The organism is Sporosarcina sp. P1 (assembly GCF_002743155.1).
GTDB lineage: Bacteria > Bacillota > Bacilli > Bacillales_A > Planococcaceae > Sporosarcina > Sporosarcina ureae_B.
The window spans coordinates 69,175-86,814 of record NZ_PDYS01000005.1 but is presented as its reverse complement, the minus strand read 5'-3'; the positions used below and the strand labels follow the sequence as shown (position 1 = coordinate 86,814).

15 protein-coding genes, 1 riboswitch and 1 other annotated feature are annotated in these 17,640 nt (G+C 39.3%); of the genes, 6 read left to right on the top strand and 9 right to left on the bottom strand.

Annotated elements, in window-relative coordinates; genetic code table 11:
* Positions 1-39: 39 nt before the first annotated feature.
* Together CSV73_RS07535 and metA are read right to left on the bottom strand one after the other, a co-directional pair.
* Positions 40-744 (bottom strand): YetF domain-containing protein, encoded by a 705-nt coding sequence (locus CSV73_RS07535; protein WP_369802578.1) that lies wholly within the window; start codon positions 742-744, stop codon positions 40-42.
* A gap of 66 nt (positions 745-810) precedes the next feature.
* Positions 811-1,719 carry a homoserine O-acetyltransferase MetA gene (metA, locus tag CSV73_RS07530; RefSeq protein WP_085131338.1) on the bottom strand — a complete coding sequence of 303 codons (909 nt, stop codon included), beginning with the start codon at positions 1,717-1,719 and terminating at the stop codon, positions 811-813.
* 92 nt (positions 1,720-1,811) lie between these two features.
* A riboswitch (SAM riboswitch) is annotated at positions 1,812-1,918 on the bottom strand.
* Between the two features lie 150 nt (positions 1,919-2,068).
* On the opposite strand from metA, the gene CSV73_RS07525 reads away from it, so the two are divergent.
* On the top strand, positions 2,069-2,338 hold the full coding sequence (locus CSV73_RS07525; protein ID WP_085131339.1) for an AbrB/MazE/SpoVT family DNA-binding domain-containing protein: 270 nt from the start codon (positions 2,069-2,071) through the stop codon (positions 2,336-2,338).
* 124 nt (positions 2,339-2,462) lie between these two features.
* On the opposite strand, the gene CSV73_RS07520 is transcribed toward CSV73_RS07525, so the two are convergent.
* Positions 2,463-2,777 (bottom strand): thioredoxin family protein, encoded by a 315-nt coding sequence (locus CSV73_RS07520; protein WP_085131340.1) that lies wholly within the window; start codon positions 2,775-2,777, stop codon positions 2,463-2,465.
* A 256-nt stretch (positions 2,778-3,033) separates the two neighbouring features.
* Positions 3,034-3,259 (top strand) — a binding site (T-box leader).
* A 134-nt stretch (positions 3,260-3,393) separates the two neighbouring features.
* Here CSV73_RS07520 and serA point away from each other — a divergent pair.
* Entirely contained in the window at positions 3,394-4,980 is a 1,587-nt protein-coding gene (serA, locus tag CSV73_RS07515; protein ID WP_099627082.1) for a phosphoglycerate dehydrogenase, read from the top strand.
* A gap of 36 nt (positions 4,981-5,016) precedes the next feature.
* Here the strand turns inward: serA and CSV73_RS07510 are convergent, their stop codons facing one another.
* Together CSV73_RS07510 and CSV73_RS07505 are read right to left on the bottom strand one after the other, a co-directional pair.
* The gene (locus tag CSV73_RS07510; protein WP_085131342.1) at positions 5,017-5,469 is read right to left on the bottom strand and encodes a small multi-drug export protein; all 453 of its coding nucleotides are present in this window, start codon (positions 5,467-5,469) and stop codon (positions 5,017-5,019) included.
* 67 nt (positions 5,470-5,536) lie between these two features.
* Positions 5,537-6,331 carry an HAD family hydrolase gene (locus CSV73_RS07505; protein WP_099627081.1) on the bottom strand — a complete coding sequence of 265 codons (795 nt, stop codon included), beginning with the start codon at positions 6,329-6,331 and terminating at the stop codon, positions 5,537-5,539.
* A 176-nt stretch (positions 6,332-6,507) separates the two neighbouring features.
* Between CSV73_RS07505 and thpR the strand changes: the two genes are divergently transcribed.
* Positions 6,508-7,056: an RNA 2',3'-cyclic phosphodiesterase gene (gene thpR, locus CSV73_RS07500; RefSeq protein WP_158232308.1), complete on the top strand. Its 549-nt coding sequence runs from the start codon at positions 6,508-6,510 to the stop codon at positions 7,054-7,056.
* Between the two features lie 34 nt (positions 7,057-7,090).
* On the opposite strand, the gene CSV73_RS07495 is transcribed toward thpR, so the two are convergent.
* Positions 7,091-8,779 carry a methyl-accepting chemotaxis protein gene (locus CSV73_RS07495; RefSeq protein ID WP_158232307.1) on the bottom strand — a complete coding sequence of 563 codons (1,689 nt, stop codon included), beginning with the start codon at positions 8,777-8,779 and terminating at the stop codon, positions 7,091-7,093.
* A 545-nt stretch (positions 8,780-9,324) separates the two neighbouring features.
* On the opposite strand from CSV73_RS07495, the gene CSV73_RS07490 reads away from it, so the two are divergent.
* Together CSV73_RS07490 and CSV73_RS07485 are read left to right on the top strand one after the other, a co-directional pair.
* Positions 9,325-10,482: an acyl-CoA dehydrogenase family protein gene (locus CSV73_RS07490; protein ID WP_099627080.1), complete on the top strand. Its 1,158-nt coding sequence runs from the start codon at positions 9,325-9,327 to the stop codon at positions 10,480-10,482.
* The gene (locus tag CSV73_RS07485; RefSeq protein ID WP_085131347.1) at positions 10,479-11,036 is read left to right on the top strand and encodes an SLOG family protein; all 558 of its coding nucleotides are present in this window, start codon (positions 10,479-10,481) and stop codon (positions 11,034-11,036) included. Before CSV73_RS07490 ends, CSV73_RS07485 begins: the two co-directional genes overlap by 4 nt.
* A gap of 56 nt (positions 11,037-11,092) precedes the next feature.
* Here CSV73_RS07485 and CSV73_RS07480 read toward each other — a convergent pair whose 3' ends face one another.
* Positions 11,093-11,632, bottom strand: coding sequence for a hydrolase (locus tag CSV73_RS07480; RefSeq protein ID WP_099627079.1), 540 nt, complete (start codon positions 11,630-11,632; stop codon positions 11,093-11,095).
* A gap of 137 nt (positions 11,633-11,769) precedes the next feature.
* The gene (locus CSV73_RS07475; protein ID WP_099627078.1) at positions 11,770-13,959 is read right to left on the bottom strand and encodes a malate synthase G; all 2,190 of its coding nucleotides are present in this window, start codon (positions 13,957-13,959) and stop codon (positions 11,770-11,772) included.
* A gap of 670 nt (positions 13,960-14,629) precedes the next feature.
* Here CSV73_RS07475 and metE point away from each other — a divergent pair.
* Positions 14,630-16,924: a 5-methyltetrahydropteroyltriglutamate--homocysteine S-methyltransferase gene (gene metE, locus CSV73_RS07470; RefSeq protein ID WP_099627077.1), complete on the top strand. Its 2,295-nt coding sequence runs from the start codon at positions 14,630-14,632 to the stop codon at positions 16,922-16,924.
* Positions 16,925-17,172: 248 nt separating this feature from the next.
* On the opposite strand, the gene ribH is transcribed toward metE, so the two are convergent.
* A complete protein-coding gene (gene ribH / locus CSV73_RS07465; protein WP_085131351.1) occupies positions 17,173-17,640 on the bottom strand; it encodes a 6,7-dimethyl-8-ribityllumazine synthase in 468 nt (155 codons plus the stop codon).

Below are 17,640 nucleotides of genomic sequence, written 5' to 3'. Positions count from 1 at the left end.
AAAACGCGAAGAGCTCTGATTATGTCAGGGCTCTTCACGTCAAGTCGATTTTAATGTATTGATATACAAACTGCCATCTGACTGAATTTCTGCGTAGAGAACATGCTCTGGTTTGGAAATCCCTTGTTTTTTTAGTTGCTCAGTTAACCAAGTATCAGTCAATTGAAGTTCTCTCATATTTTTCTCTTCTACTTTCCCGTTAGTAATAATTTCGGTCGGAATATATTTTGGCTGTGGTGCTGGGGCTTTGATATCTTTCTTTGTCGCATATTTCTCACTTGCATTCAACATGACACTTAAATTACCATTCGTTTCGAATATCGCGTAATTGACGTCTTTCATAGAAAATACCGACTGCTCTCGTAGCATCATATTTATATCATTGAAACTCAAACGTAATTTACGCATGGAACCTTCTAGGATTTTTCCGTTCTGAATGACAATCATCGGTTTATCATCGAGTAATACACGAAGTTTAATGGATTTGAATGATAAAAAGTTAGCAAGAATTGTTAATACTGCCCATAAAACCATTCCATATAAACCATTCAAGAATGGCGTTTCAGACTCTCCCGCCAAATTGGCCGCAATCGAACCGATTGTTATACCTGTCACATAATGAAAGAAAGTCAATTGTGACACTTGTTTCTTCCCCATAAAACGCGCCAAAATCAACAGCACAACAAATGAGATCACCGTTCGTAAAGTCATTTCCCAAAAAGCCAATTGCCAAAATTCATCTATGTTCACTGCATACACCTCCGGTAATCGGAGTATGTGCAAACTATAGAAATTTATACACTAATTCTTTTAATTCCAGTTATAAGGAGTTTTCTGGTAGACATAGTAATTGAGCCAATTCGAGAACAATAAATGCGTATGGGATCGCCAAGTATTCATAGGTTCTTTGGACGGATCGTCGTTCGGATAATAATTTACAGGAACATCAATGTCAGCACCTTTTTCTATATCGCGAGCGTATTCATCCCCTAATGTGTGTGCATCGTACTCTAAGTGTCCAGTTACCATAATATGTTTTGCATCATTTGAGATCACAATGAATGCGCCGGCATCTTCAGAAGCAGAAAGCAGGGTCAAATCAGGATGATTCTTTATTTCTTCTAATGAAACTCCCGTATGGCGTGAGTGTGGGGCAACATATACATCATTAAACCCTCTTGCCAAGTTCACTGTTGGATCGGTAATATCATGTGAAAATACTCCAAAACACTTTTTCGGCAACTCGAATTTGTCAATTCCGTAGTGATGATATAGAGCCGCTTGTGCCCCCCAACAAATATGAAGAACAGATGTGACGTTCGTTTTTGTCCATTCCATAATTTCTTCTAGCTCCTTCCAATAGACTACATCTTCAAATTGTAGAAGTTCGATTGGAGCACCTGTGATAATCATACCGTCAAAACGACGATTTTTGACATGTTCAAAAGTAGTATAGAACGTTTCTAAATGATTCTGACTGACGTTTTTCGAAACATAGGTAGCTGTATTGAGAAATGTGACATTCACTTGTAAAGGTGTATTACCAAGCAATCGCAGCAATTGAAGCTCTGTCTTTTCTTTTTCAGGCATCAAGTTCAAAATTAAAATATTGATCGGGCGGATATCCTGTGTTGTCGCACGTTCTTCATCCATAATAAAGATTTTTTCTTCTTTCAGTAATTCACCTGCTGGTAGATGTTTTGGTATATTAATCGGCATTCTATTTCCCCCTTGACGTTCAGTTATTCTATTTCTATACAAAAAAGCCCTCATTTCTCTTAGATAAGAAAATGAGGGTTGACCATTCACCGTTCTTATCTCTCAAGACAACAATCTTGTTGGAGGTAGCACCTTCCTGTATATACAGAGGTTGCTGAAGCTTCATCAGGCCAAATCCCTCAGCTTCTCTTGATAAGAAATATTTAATTACTGCCTATTATAGCATTAATAAATTAATTGTATAGCGGAATTGTCAAATTGTTCTGCGCATTTAAGTTTTGTAAATTGTAGATAGTATATTTTTGTGTATAATAGAAACTACCAACTACATTTCTTCGAGGAGGAGCTCATGAAGTCTTTAGGTATTGTTCGTAAAGTTGATCATCTCGGCAGAATTGTCATTCCAAAAGAACTTCGAAATTCTTTGTCGATCGATAAGGGCGATCCGATCGAAATTTTCGTAGAAGATGATAGAATCATTTTGAGAAAATTCCAGGCCAACAGAGCGTGTTTTATCACGGGTGATGTGATGGATGAAAACAAACTATTGTCAAACGGTCTATACATCAGTCCACAAGGCGCTAAAATTCTTATAGAGCAACTGAAAGAGTTCACGTAATACAAGAAATAAGATCTTTTTGTGGCATCTTTTCTAATATAAAAAGGACCGAAAACAACTTTTATAGTTGCCTTCAGTCCTTTTGTTTAATTGCCTCAATATCTCTTCATGTAGTCCGATTACATTACGTTAAGCTATTAATAAACTCTTCGATTTCTTCTTTCGTTTTACGATTTTTACTGACGAAACGACCTGTTTCTGTTCCTTCACTGAATGCCACGAAGCTAGGAATACCGAATATATCCAACTGACTGCAAAGATCTATAAAATCATCACGATCAATCGAGACAAATTCATACTCCGCAAATTCTGTTTCTAATGTCGGCAAGAATGGTTCAATCACTCTGCAATCTGGACACCAGTCTGCAGTGAATAAGAAAATCACTCTTTCTTCTTGTTTAAGTTGCTCGAATTGCTCTAGTGATTCTAGTTTTTTCAATTCCCAACACTCCTCTAAATGAATAGTATAAGCCCATTATAGCACTCTTACCTGCACTTCTTCCCTTCAAACGACTTACGCTATTTCCTTCCACTTAGTTAAATTAAAGATGTTTTTTTACAAATAACCCCTCAGACACGAACGTTCACAAATAATTCAATAACTACGTTCGCATTTAACAGTTTTTCATTTTTTCCGGAAAAGCAATTGACAATAGTTTTTGACGTGTTATGATTAGTTCTAAATTAATAGTTGTTAAACAATTTTGACGAAGAGATACCTTCCTAAAAAGAATTTTCTAGAGAGCTGATGCAGTGGTGTAAGTCAGCAAATTCCGAGGTTGGAGGCACTTCCGAATTGATTGGCTGAACATTTTAGTAGGCTAATCCGTCACATGCACGTTACGCATGCTGAATGAAGGCTGCATCTGCAGCAAAACAAGGGTGGTACCGCGTTAGTTTATCGAGCTTTTCGCCCCTTACTTATACGTAAGGGATGGAAGGCTTTTTTATTTTACCTATAAGGGGGGTAGCGTACAACTTACATATACGATCAATCACACATAGTTTTCCAACAAAAATTCTACTACAAACAATCAAAGGAGAGAATGAATATCATGGCTTTTAAAATACTTATTAGTGACCCACTTAGCGAGGACGGAATTTTCCCACTACGACAAGCAGAAGGTTTTGAAATTGTAATGGAGACTGACCTAACACCAGATCAGCTGAAAGAACGTATCAAAGATTTCGATGCATTACTAGTTCGTAGTCAGACAACTGTTACAAAAGAATTGTTGGAAGCAGCTGATCAATTAAAAATCATCGGTCGTGCAGGTGTAGGTGTCGATAATATTGATTTGGACGCGGCTACAGAAAAAGGAATTATCGTAGTGAATGCTCCGGATGGCAACACAAACTCTGCAGCTGAGCACACAGTCGCCATGATGATGTCTATGGCGCGCAAAATCCCTCAAGCCTTCAACTCGTTAAAAAACAATAAATGGGATAGAAAATCATTCCTTGGTGTGGAATTGAAAGACAAAACTTTGGGGATCATCGGGCTTGGTCGCATCGGTGCTGAAGTGGCAAGACGTGCAAGAGGACAACGTATGAATGTAGTCGCATATGATCCGTTTTTAACAGAAGATGTTGCCAAAAAATTAGGCATAGAAATTGGGACAGTAGATGAAGTGCTAGACGTAGCTGACTTCATTACAGTTCATACACCTTTACTAAAAGAAACTCGTAGAATGATCAACAAAGAAGCATTCGAGAAAATGAAAGACGGCGTACAAATTATCAACTGTGCACGCGGTGGAATCATTGACGAAGATGCTTTATACGATGCAATCGTTGCTGGTAAAGTGGCGGGTGCGGCATTGGACGTATTCGAAGAAGAGCCATTCCTAGACCATAAATTGTTGACATTACCTGAAGTAATAGCAACTCCTCACTTGGGCGCAAGTACATTCGAAGCACAAGAATCAGTAGCAGTTGACGTAAGCCGTGACGTAGTGAACTTCTTGACAATTGGATCTGTTCGTAACCCAGTGAACTTGCCATCTGTTTCTCGTGATGTATTGGCGAAAATCGAGCCATTCTTCGATCTTACAGAAAAACTAGGTATGTTCTTATCCCAAATTCAAAACTCGGTTATCCATGAAATCAACATTCAATATGCTGGCGAATTGGCAAACTACGATGTGCGTGCGTTAACGCGTAACACCGTCAAAGGCCTTTTGAAGCGGAATCTTGGGGAAACTGTCAATGATGTGAACGCGAAGTTATTGGCTGATCGTTACGGCATCAAAGTGAACGAGCAAAAAACAACTACTGGTAAAGGCTTCTTGAACTTGATCACAGTAGAAATCGTGACTGAAAAAGGTATTCGCAAAGTAGCGGGTACACTTCTAAATGGCCTTGGACCGCGCATTGTAAAAGTGGACGATTATGTAGTAGATGTAATTCCAAGCGGACACTTACTATTTATCCGACACATGGATCAGCCAGGGGCAATCGGTCGTGTAGGTACACTTCTAGCAGAAGAGAATATCAATATTGCAGCGATGCAGGTTGGACGTTCCACTGAAGGCGGCTATGCTATCATGATGTTAGCTGTTGACAACCACGTCGAATCGACTTCTATCAAGCATATTAAAGAAGTCCAAAATATTAATGATGCAAAAGCAATTGATTTATAAGAATATAAAAAATCCAGCTCATAGTAGCTGGATTTTTTATGTGTGATTGACAAAGAAATCAAATCCCATAGCTGTAAGAATTCCGAACACTAAACACCATAGCGCAATACTGACCGCCGACCAAATTGCCGTATTCATTTTCTTCGCCCCTAATACGAGACCAATAAAAGCCGCGATATGTGTTCCGATCAATATAGGACCCGCAAGTGCTAAAACCGGTAATCCATATTTGTTCATAATTTGTTCTGCACGTTGTTGACGTTTTGACTCACTTTTACCTTTACCCTTCTTCTGTTTTCTACGTGCCATCCATTCTTTAATATGTTGGAAACCAACAATTAATAGAAGTACTGTTGCCATATTACCCGCAAATGAAAGAACTATTACCCATATAGGTGATAGTCCTCGAATAATACCTAACGGAACGACAATCATAATTTCAATCCACGGTATAGCCGCCCCTAAAAACACCAATATGTATTCCAGCATTAAATCCCTCCTTGCTTTACAAACAATGAAAAATAAGTAGAAAAGAATCACAACCGATGAGAGAATCTCATCGGTTGTCTAATGCGGCAAGTATAGGAAAAAGACCATGTAAGTTATCGATTTCATACGTAGGTTTCACTTCATCATTCGGTAGTTTATTTTCTCGATTAATCCATACATTACGCATACCGACACGACTTGAACCTAAAATGTCTGTCATCAAGTTATCACCAATCATCAACGCTTCTTCTTCTTGGATACCACTTAATTCCAGAACATGCTTGAATATAGATGCATCAGGTTTCCCTTTACCAAATGCACCAGAAACGATAATATGATCAAAGTAACCAGGTATTTCAGGTGAGATCGTTAGCTTAATCTGTTGTAAACTTGGTGAACCGTTTGTCAGAAGAATTAACTGGTAATTACCTTTCAATTTATCCAATACTTCAAACGTCTCTTCATATATATATGGGTTATTCTTGCGCTCTTTTGGAAATACATCAGCTAATTCCCTACCAAATGGTTCATCATCAATCCCCAGTTTCTTCAACCCTTTAACCCATGCTTCCTTTTGATAACTCGGAATAATCTCTTTCATTTTCTGAAATTCTTCTCCCTCATCGTCAAAAACACCCCATAACCCTTCAAAAGGATTAATTCCGATATTTTGAGTATGTGGAAATATTTCATATGTAGCATACAAATCTCTTGCTTCTTGGCGCACCGCATGCTCAAGTTCTACTGGATTGACCCCTGTTTTCTTTGTCGCGTACTCACATGTTTTTTGAAAAGCCATGGAAATACTCTTGGCATCCCATATCAATGTATCATCCAGATCAAAAATCAATGTTTTAATCATCGTGACATCCCCTTTGCAATTGTAATAATTCTGTTATATCCCACTCTTATTATACACATTACTTACGTGATTTGTTAGTACGTTCCCTAAACCGCAGCCCATACACAGATTTTTTACGCTAATATGCATATATTTTAGAGAGTAAGGGAACCTATTGAATAGGAGGTGAGCTGGAATTGGTACAACATTATTTTATCGGCATCTCTATTGCTCATCCTGTCGATGACATAGCCCAGCAATTTCGCACAGAATATCAATTGAATGAGAAATACAAAGTAATTCCACACGATAAGGATTTGCATTTGACCATGCGCTATATAGGAGAGCTTGATGACGCCAAACTTCCCTGGCTGAAATCTTCTCTTCAGAAAATCGCTAAATCGCATACAGAATTCACGGTGTACGTAAAAGGCTTATCATTTTTCGGATCTTCAAGCGGACCGCGTGTTGTTTTTCTAGCAGTTCAAGGTTCCGAAGCTTTATATGAACTACAAAAGCAAATCGCTAGACGTACAGAAAAGATTCTTGAATTGGAAAAAGACACTCGCTTTGTTCCGCACATCACGATAGCTAAAAAACGCAAGACTACAGATAAAATGCAATTAGAAAAAAAGTCTATTGAACCTGTTCCTATTATAATAGAAGGTTTCACCTTATTTAAGATTAATCCTAGGGAAACTCCTTCCTATGAGGCCCTCGCTTATTTCCCATTAAAAAAGAGTTGATTGCAAACAACGCAATCAACTCTTTACTGATTTACTACACTTTAAATCGTGACATATCATTTTGAAGTTGTTCTGCAAGTTCAGCTAATGTTTGTGAACTGGATGTGATTTCCTCATTAGCCGCTAACTGTTCTTCTGTTGCAGCACTAGTAGATTGAGCTTCTGCTGCTGCTTGGATCGCCAATTCTTCTACTCGTTTAGCTCCATCAGTTACTTCATCTGTCATCGCGCGAATCTCTTCAATTGCCGCTGATACTGTAGATACTTTTTCACTAACGTCTGATGTTGCGTGCTCGATGTCCAAGAAGACGGCATTTGTTTTCTCTGTTGACAATAAGCCTTCAGCCACACATTTTCTACCTTCGTCCGTGCTCGTCACCACTGTTTCTACGTCATGAATAATTGTATCAATCATTCGACCAATCTCTTGTGTAGATTGCTTGGATTGTTCCGCCAAATTTCGTACTTCTTCAGCTACGACAGCAAAGCCTTTACCATGTTCTCCAGCACGCGCCGCTTCAATCGCAGCATTAAGTGCAAGTAAATTAGTTTGCTCGGCAATTGCCGCAATCATCGATGTGACGCCACGGATACTTTCAGTGTGTTTGGACATTTTATTGATCGTCACCATGGAATTGCTAATTGTTTCACTAATGTTCGTCATCTGATTGGTCGTTTCTCCCATTAAAGTCGAGCCTTCCTTCACCAATCGCGCTACATCTTCTGATGAATTCAACATTTCTTCATTGTCTTGTGTAATGACATCAATGGCCGTTATCATTTCCTCCATTGAGACAGTGGATTGATTGACGATATTGGTTTGCATTTCACTCGTCTGTAAGTTCTTTTCCGTGATTTCTGCTACCATTTCAGATGCAGCTAAACTCTCTTCCGCACTTGCAGACAATTCTTCTGATTGTGCTGCTAAATGTAAAGCGGAATTTTTCGCTCGATCGATAATACCGCGTAAATCAGCAACCATTTTATTTAGCGTTTTAGACATATCGCCAATTTCGTCATGATTTTTTATGTTCACTTCTTCTATAGCAAAGTTTCCGGCTGATACTTCAGCTAGCGCATTTGTCATTCTTCCAACAGGACGGCTAATCAAACGAGTGATGATCGTCGTGATTACTACACTGCCAATAATCCCAAGTGCAATTAAGATGATCATCAACGAAGTAGCACTTTTTGTATATTTCGCCACATCCTTTTCCAGCTTTTCTTGTTGTTGTCTTTGATAATCTGTCATTTTATTGATCGTGTCGGAAATCGTTGTTTGATAACTAGCACCATTCGTTCCAATAGCAAGCGCTTGATCATCATTCCCTGCACGTTTCTCTTCTATAATAGATAGTAGTACTTGATCGTATTCATCACTCGCTTCACGAATAGTTAACAATGCAGACTGCATAGTATTATTTTTTAGGATTTCCTGTAATTCATTTAAGCGGTCTTCTATACGAGATTGAGTTTCTTCTAGTTCCTTTATGTAAGATTCTGAGCCATACAACATATATCCTCTAACACTTTTAGCTAAGTTATTTTGATCGCTTTGCTGTTGCTCTAACAAAATGACTTTGTGCATCCTGTCGTTAATTAAAAATGAATACTTTTCATTAACATTCTTTAGTGCTAGGAACCCTATTAAGCCGATAATAATGATAATAATGACAAGACTCATAAATCCAACCCATAACTTTTTTCCTACTGTAAACTTCATATTCCACATTCTCCCTTATTCAATCATCAATCTATATATACATTTGGTATACACTGCCAATTATACTCCACATTATTCATATTCGTATAGGGATATTTGGTGTTTGCGCTAAAATAAAGCAATTATTGTATATGTGAATTTTTCACCAGTTCATCTTTTTAGTTATTAGGATACACGTTGTTACTAATATGTATAATTCGGCTAGCCTTGTGCTGTAAATAGTAAATATTAACTGGTTCCAAAGTCTTGATTTAACGAATTGTAGATTCGCTAAATAGTTTACTCGTAGAAATTTCGACTAAAACTAAACTTCGTCTTGCAACAGCGAGCAGCTTTATACTTCCCAATTATTCAGTAAATTATTACATAGTACGACATGAATTTTTTTCTTTCGTCAGAATGGTATTTATTTTGTTTTTCTAGTATACTAGAATTTCATGACCCTTGAGAGGAGTACTCAAGGTAATTTTGCGTTTGTATATAAATTTACAATAAGCTAGCAGTGAATAGTAGTACAAGAATGAAGTGGTTAGGATGTGTTACTCGTGTCAACAGAACTTTTTATCACAACGGACTTTCAACGCCGATGGGTCGATCAATTGACTGAGGCAGGTCCGTTTTTCAGTAGCTTTTCAGAACAATCTGATGAGCTATCAAAATTTCCAAAAGAGAATATAGAAAAACTCGTGAAAATGGGCTATACGACGCTAACCTTACCTAAAGAGTTCGGAGGTGCGGGTATCACAGTGACGGATATGGTGCTCTTCCAGGAGACCATCGCTCGTTTTGATAGTGCTACCGCTCTAGCAATTGGCTGGCATCAAGGAGTTGTTGGTGAACTATATGAGAGTCGTAAGTGGACCGAAGAACAATTAGCTCAATTTAGTGAAGCCATTCAACAAGGTGCTCTAGTCAATCGTTCCGTTACTGAAGCACAAACTGGTAGCCCTACACGTGGTGGTCAACCACAAACAACTGCTTCACGCACCAAGAATGGCTGGGTGATTTCAGGTGAAAAAACATTTACGACTATGGCGCCTGCCCTTACCCATATCCTCGTATCTGTTTGGATTGAAGAAAAACAGAAAACAGGTTTTTTCTTGTTGCCAAGTGACACAGCTGGCCTTTCTATCAGAGATACTTGGCATACGATTTCAATGCGCGGTACGGAAAGCCAGACACTTGTGCTAGATCAAGTGGAAGCAACGGCTGATCAGTTAGTAGAAGTGAATGAAGCACCACGTGGCAACAAACAAAACGGCTGGCTTCTTCATATTCCCGCATGTTACATGGGAATTGCCCAAGCGGCACGTGATTACGCGGTGCACTTTGCAGCCACTTATCAACCAAACAGCCTTAATGAACCCATAGCTTCCCTGTTCAGTATCCAAACACAAATCGGAAAGATGGACTTAGAGCTGATTAAGGCACGCCATTTACTTTATGATATCGCGAGAATTTACGATGATCCCGCTCGACGAGTTTATCTACAAAATGAACTTGGAGTAGCGAAATCGATTGTAACGAATAGCGCGATAGAAATTGTTAACTTAGCGATGCGCATTGTAGGCGCGAAAAGTTTGGAATTGTCTAATCCCCTTCAGCGTCATTATCGCGATGTGCGGGCCGGTCTTCACAATCCACCTATGGATGATATGACGATTACAAAGCTTGCACAAGCAGCAATTAGTGGACAACAATGATTAAACGTTTACTCGTGAGCGGTTATAAAGCCCATGAATTAGGAATCTTCAATGAAGACCATAAAGGCATACCTATCATCAAAAAAGCGTTGACAGATCGATTGCTAGCTCTCCTAGACCAAGGACTCGAATGGGTTATTGTCAGTGGACAGCTTGGAGTTGAAACGTGGATTATTGAATGTGTGTGGGATCTGCAAGAAGATTACCCAAATTTACAATACGCGGTCATTACACCATTTCTCGATCAACAGTCGAACTGGAATGAATTAAAACAAGAGACATATGAACAAATCATATCACTTGCAGATTACTCAGTGAGTTTGACGAACAAACCTTATGAAGCACCATGGCAATTTGTAGAGAAGAATAAGTTTCTACTTCGAAATTCGGATGCTTTGTTACTTCTATATGATGAAGAAAATGAAGGTTCACCGAAGTTTCTTAAGAAAATGGCAGTACAACTAGCGGAAACTACCTCCTATGAATTATTATCGATTACCGCTGATGATTTACAACTCATTGCCGAAGATTTACAACGAGAACAATGGGAGTAATAAAAAGCGAAATGCCAGAAATCAGGCATTTCGCTTTTTTCTATTTGATGTTTGATCTACTTGATTACTTTTAAAACTCGTTTAAATTCATCCGTTCCCGCCTCACCTAACAACTCATACAAAGCAGTTTCTACACAAGTGCCGGAGACTCCAAGATGTTTCATCTTTTGTAATCCGATCATTTTATTAGCTTCTGTTCTGGAAGTGACTGCATCTACTACCACTTCTACTTCATAGCCTTGCATCACAAGATCAGCCGCTGTCATATAGACGCAAATATGCGTTTCAATTCCTGCAATTAACACTTGCTTCCTACCTAGCTCATTCAGTTGTTTCACAAATTCTTCGTTGCCCATTGCGCTGAACGTCATTTTTGCTATGGGTTGTTGTTCTCTGAGCAAGTTCGATAACGATTCAGTAGTTGCTCCTAGACCATCAGGGTATTGTTCGAGCCATAGAATTGGGATATCCAATACTTGTAATCCTTTAATCAGTTTTTCTAGGTTATCATGTAGTTCCTTACTTTCATTGACGATTTGTGCCAGCTTTCCTTGTACATCTACTAATACGAAAACCGTTTGATTGATTTGCAACATAATGTATTTATCCCCTTTCCAACATTCCTGTTAGTATAGCATGTTTACAGATTCATTAGAAAATACCCATCTCAAAGTGATTAAGTAAAAAGCTGTCTCTCTTTCGTCGGTGAAAGAGAGACAGCTTGAACTAGTTATTAATTTTGGACTGTTGCTTTTTGTTTTGCTTTTGCTTTCGCTTCAATACGACGAGCGTGCAAGATTGGCTCTGTATATCCACTTGGCTGTTCCGCCCCTTTAAAGATTAGATCGGAGGCTGCCTGGAATGCGATAGAATCTTCATAGTTCGGTGCCATCGGCTGATACAACTCGTCATCGGCGTTCTGCTGATCCACTATTATCGCCATACGCTCCAAAGTTTCTTGTATTTGCTCTTTTGTACAAACGCCATGACGTAACCAGTTTGCAATGTGCTGGCTGGAAATACGTAATGTTGCACGATCTTCCATTAATCCGACATCATTGATATCGGGAACAGTTGAACACCCTACTCCTTGGTCGATCCAGCGAACTACATAACCTAAGATACCTTGTGCGTTGTTATCAAGTTCCGATTGTACTTCTTCTGCAGACCAATTTGTGTTATGTGCCAATGGAATATCAAGGATACCATCGCGATAATCGATTGAACTGTCAATTCCAGCTTGCACTTCTTTAACATTTACTTCATGGTAGTGCAATGCATGTAAAATTGCAGCTGTTGGTGATGGAACCCACGCTGTGCTCGCACCAGCTTTTGGATGAGCAATTTTCTGTTCGAGCATAGCAGCCATTAAGTCAGGCATAGCCCACATTCCTTTACCAATTTGTGCATGTCCAGGGAGACCCGCACCAATTCCTACTGCTACATTTGCGGCTTCATAAGAAGAAAGCCATTTAGATGCCTTCATATCCGCTTTTCGAATAACCGGACCTGCTTGCATAGACGTATGAATTTCGTCACCTGTGCGGTCAAGGAATCCAGTGTTGATAAATGCAATACGCTCTTTCACTTCATTGATTGCGGATTTCAAATTCAGTGACATTCTGCGCTCTTCATCCATAACTCCGATCTTAATTGTATTGCGCTCAACACCTAGTAAATCTTCAATACGATCAAATAATTTGTTCGCAAATGCCGCCTCAGCTGGACTATGCATTTTCGGTTTTACAATATAAATAGAGTTGTGAAGCGAGTTTTTAAACTCTACGTTTTCTTTAAAGTTATGTGTAGCAATTAAAGATGTAAGAACGCCATCCAAGATTCCTTCAGGTACTTCATTGCCGTTTTCATCAAGAATCGCATTGTTAGTCATTAAATGACCTACGTTACGTACGAACATCAATGAACGACCACGCAATGTCAACTCTTTGCCGTCTCGACCTATATACGTACGATCAGCATTCAATTTCCTTGTAACTGTTTTACTACCTCGCTTGAATGTAGATTCCAAGTCGCCCTTCATTAAACCAAGCCAGTTACGGTATACGCCCACTTTATCTTCAGCATCTACCGCTGCAATAGAGTCTTCACAGTCCATCAACGTAGAGAGTGCTGCTTCAATTACAAGATCTTTCACACCCGCTTTATCACTTTTACCGATTGGGTTATTGTGATCAATAGCTATTTCGATATGCAATCCATTATTCACCAACAATACCGCCGTCGGTGCATCTTCAGAACCATTATATCCAACGAACTTGGATTCATCTTGCAAGTGAGTCGTGTTACCGCTTTCAAGCGTCGCTTGAAGTTTTCCTTTTGCAATTTTATAAGCAGTTACATCTGCATGGGAACCTTCAGCTAAAGGCGCTGATTGATCTAACAATTTTTTCGCGAAATCAATTACTTTCTGTCCACGAACTGGATTGTATTGAACACCAGCTTCAGCACCCGCCTCATTACTGATTATATCAGATCCATAAAGCGCATCGTACAGACTTCCCCATCGTGCATTTGCTGCATTTAATGCATAACGAGCATTATCGATCGGCACTACCAATTGTGAACCTGCTTGGTTTGCGACTTCCTGATCAACATTAGCTGTTGTCACTTTAAAATCTTCAGGAACCGGCTCTAAATAGCCAATTTCTTGTAAAAACTCTTTATATTTAGCGAAATCAATTTCGCCTTTATTATTTTGATGCCATTCGCTTATGGTCTTTTGTAATTCATCACGTTTTTCTAATAGCGCTTTGTTTTCAGGAGCAAGTTCATGAATTAGCGAATCAAAGTTTGTCCAAAATTGTTCATTTTGGATCTCTAAACCTGGAAGAACTTCTTCTTTTACGAAGTTATATAGTTCTGTTGCGACTTGCAATTTACCTACTTTTTCATAGTTTGTCATGGATAAAAGCCACCCCTTAATATTTTTTCGCTACTCTGTTGTATAACATGTAGCATTGAACACCATCATCATCTATTATTCGGCAACACCCCATAGCCTATCGATCAAAAATCGATACATAAAAGACGTATGACTTCTTCACTTGAAGACGTGTTAGTACATATCATACCTAAAGTCTAGTTTACTTTCAACTGAATTGTGAAAATTTTCACATCATGGCTATTTGTGTTCGATACAACTATTAACAACAGTTATATAACAGTCGTGGAAATATCGTATTTTATTATATTTCCACTTCACTGTTTGTTCTTTAGGTACTCATCACTAAATTCTGATAGCAAGTTGACACACTATTTTGCATGTGATAGCTTTAGAGTCAATCATCTAAATTGAATAGTTTGAAAAGTAGGTGGAATGAAAATACTTTCATTTCTTAAATGGGAATCCTTTTCTTGGAGCGGTCCCGCCACTGTGAAGACGCGAATGCGTCCAGCCAGATACCTGCCTATTTTTCATGACGCTAATCCTACGGTGAATAGGGGAGTGTTAGACAGACGGAGTAAATAATCGCATGCTTATAAGTAGCATGTTATTTTATATGTACTCGCAATTCTAACATTTCCCCTAGAGATGTTTTTTTTATTGTAAAAATTTAAGGGGGAAATTATCCATGGTAAAAAGCAGTATAACGGGCTATCCCGTAATAGGTGAAAATCGTGAGTGGAAACGTGCACTTGAGGCATTTTGGTCAAAGAAGATCTCAGAAGATGAGCTTCTTCAAACAACGAAAGAGATTCGCTTGGCAAACTTGAAGAAACAACAAAACGCCGGAGTTGACTTGATTGCTGTAGGCGACTTCACATTGTATGACCGCGTACTGGATACGTCAGCCATGTTCGGAATCATTCCGTCACGCTATAACTGGAAAGGCGGACAAGTTTCCACTTCCACATACTTTTCGATGGCACGCGGTAATGATGAGGCAGTTGCCTCTGAAATGACAAAGTGGTTCAATACAAACTATCACTATATCGTGCCCGAGTACGAAGGTCAGCGTTTTCAATTAACGGAAAACAAGCCTCTAACTGCTTATCGTGAAGCCAAGAGCGAACTAGGTATTAAAGGTAAACCTGTACTACTCGGTCCCTATACATTACTGAAGTTATCTAAAGGCTACGAAGATATAGACGTACCATCTATAATTTTACAACTGATTCCGCTTTATCAAAGAGTACTACAAGAGTTACAGGATGAAGGTGTACAATGGGTTCAAATTGATGAGCCGATTCTAAGTACATCCATAAGCTCAGATGAAATGAAGACCGTTACAGAAATTTATTCCCAGCTAACTAAAAATGTGAGCGGACTGAATATTCTACTACAGACATACTTCGATTCAGTAGAACATTATACGGAAACGATCGCGTTACCTGTCGCAGGTATCGGACTCGATTTCGTGCACGGACGCGAAAGAAATTTAGAAAATCTAAAGCAATATGGTTTCCCAGAAGCTAAAGTGCTTGCAGCAGGAATTGTAGATGGACGCAACGTATGGCGATCTAATTTACAGAAAAAACTTGCATTGACTGAAACAATCCAACAGCAAGTTTCAGCTGATAAATTGTGGATTCAGCCTTCTTGTAGCTTGCTACACTCACCTGTTACGACTCGCTCGGAACAGAAACTAGATAAAACGATCTTGAACGCATTAGCATTTGCCGACGAGAAGATTGAAGAAATTAAAGCAATTCAAATAGCTATACTACAAGGCAAAGAAAAAAAAGCTAAGGAATTTGAAGAATGTGAAGTAGCATTGACTGCATTTAATGCCCTTCCTATTCGCAATAATAAAGAAGTTCGCGAAGCGACTTCGGGAAGTCTACTTTCTGATAGTAAACGAAATCTTCCATTTGCAGAACGCAAAGCGAAGCAACAGGAAAAATTCCAATTGCCACTACTTCCTACTACGACTATAGGTAGCTTCCCACAAACACCGGAAGTACGGGCTACACGTAATAAATGGAGAAAAGGCGAAATTACGAATCAGCAATATAAAGATTTCATTCGTGCTGAAATTAAAGAATGGATCGATATTCAAGAGGATTTAGGCCTTGATGTATTGGTACATGGCGAATTCGAACGTACAGACATGGTGGAATATTTCGGAGAAAAGCTTGATGGATTTGTCTTTACTGAAAAAGCTTGGGTACAATCCTACGGTTCACGTTGCGTTAAGCCCCCTATTATCTTTGGAGACGTGGCGTTCACTAAACCAATGACTGTGGAAGAATCGGTTTATGCGAAATCACTTACAGATCACGAAGTAAAAGGAATGCTCACGGGCCCTGTAACCATTTTAAACTGGTCATTCGTCCGTGATGACTTGTCCAGAGAAGAAGTGACAAACCAAATCGCACTCGCTTTGCGTAAGGAAATTGAAGCGCTTGAAGCAGCGGGTATCCATATGATTCAAGTGGATGAGCCAGCACTTCGTGAAGGTCTTCCATTGAAAAAGACTGAATGGAAACACTATCTGGACTGGGCTGTTAATGCATTCCGCGTATCTACTGCTTCAGTGGAAGATACGACGCAAGTGCATACGCATATGTGCTATTGTGATTTTAACGACTTTATTGAATCGATCAGTGCACTGGATGCAGACGTAATATCCATTGAAACGTCACGCAGTCACGGCGACTTAGTCGAAGCTTTCAATGAGTATCATTATGACAAAGGAATCGGTCTAGGTGTCTATGATATTCATAGTCCACGCGTTCCAGCAGTAGAAGAGATGACAGAGATTATCAACAAAGGTCTTGAAGTACTCGAACCTTCTCAGTTCTGGATTAATCCGGATTGTGGATTGAAGACGAGAAAGCGTGAAGAAACAATTGCAGCATTGAAAAATATGGTCATTGCTACTGTACAGGCACGAGAAAAATTAGGCGTAGTCACGGTACCATAATGAATTTAGGACTGTCTTAGAAATCAGTATGGTTTCTAAGACAGTTTTTTCATAGAGAGTTCGAAATAGAGCAGACCGCAAAAGTGTTCAGAGAGGGGTTGGATGATACATACATTTGCATATTTGAACTTAAACACAATTTAAGCACAGCATACTCCGATGTTAAGATTTGAATAATACATTATAAAAGAGGATATCCTATGAAGTAAAGTAACTTCGAGGACATCCTCTTTTACGTCTATTACGAATCAGTCAAACTGCTTCGTCAAGTTCGCCATCTCAATAGCGGACACCGCTGCGTCCCAGCCTTTGTTCCCGGCTTTAGTCCCTGCACGCTCGATCGATTGCTCAATCGTATCCGTTGTCAGCACACCAAAGATCACTGGAATGCCCGATTGCATGCTTGCTTGAGAAACACCTTTTGCAGTCTCGTTACAAACAAAATCGAAATGAGGTGTCGCGCCACGGATTACCGTTCCTAGCGTAATGACTGCATCATATTTTTTTGAGTCCGCCATTTTCTTTGCGATTAACGGAATTTCAAACGCTCCCGGCACCCATGCTATATCTACATCTGCTTCATCCACACCATGACGTTTGAACGCGTCTTGTGCTCCTGATAGTAACTTCCCTGTGATGAACTCGTTGAACCGCCCAACGACGATACCTACTTTTAACCCCGTACCTACTAAATGTCCTTCGAATAAATTACCCAT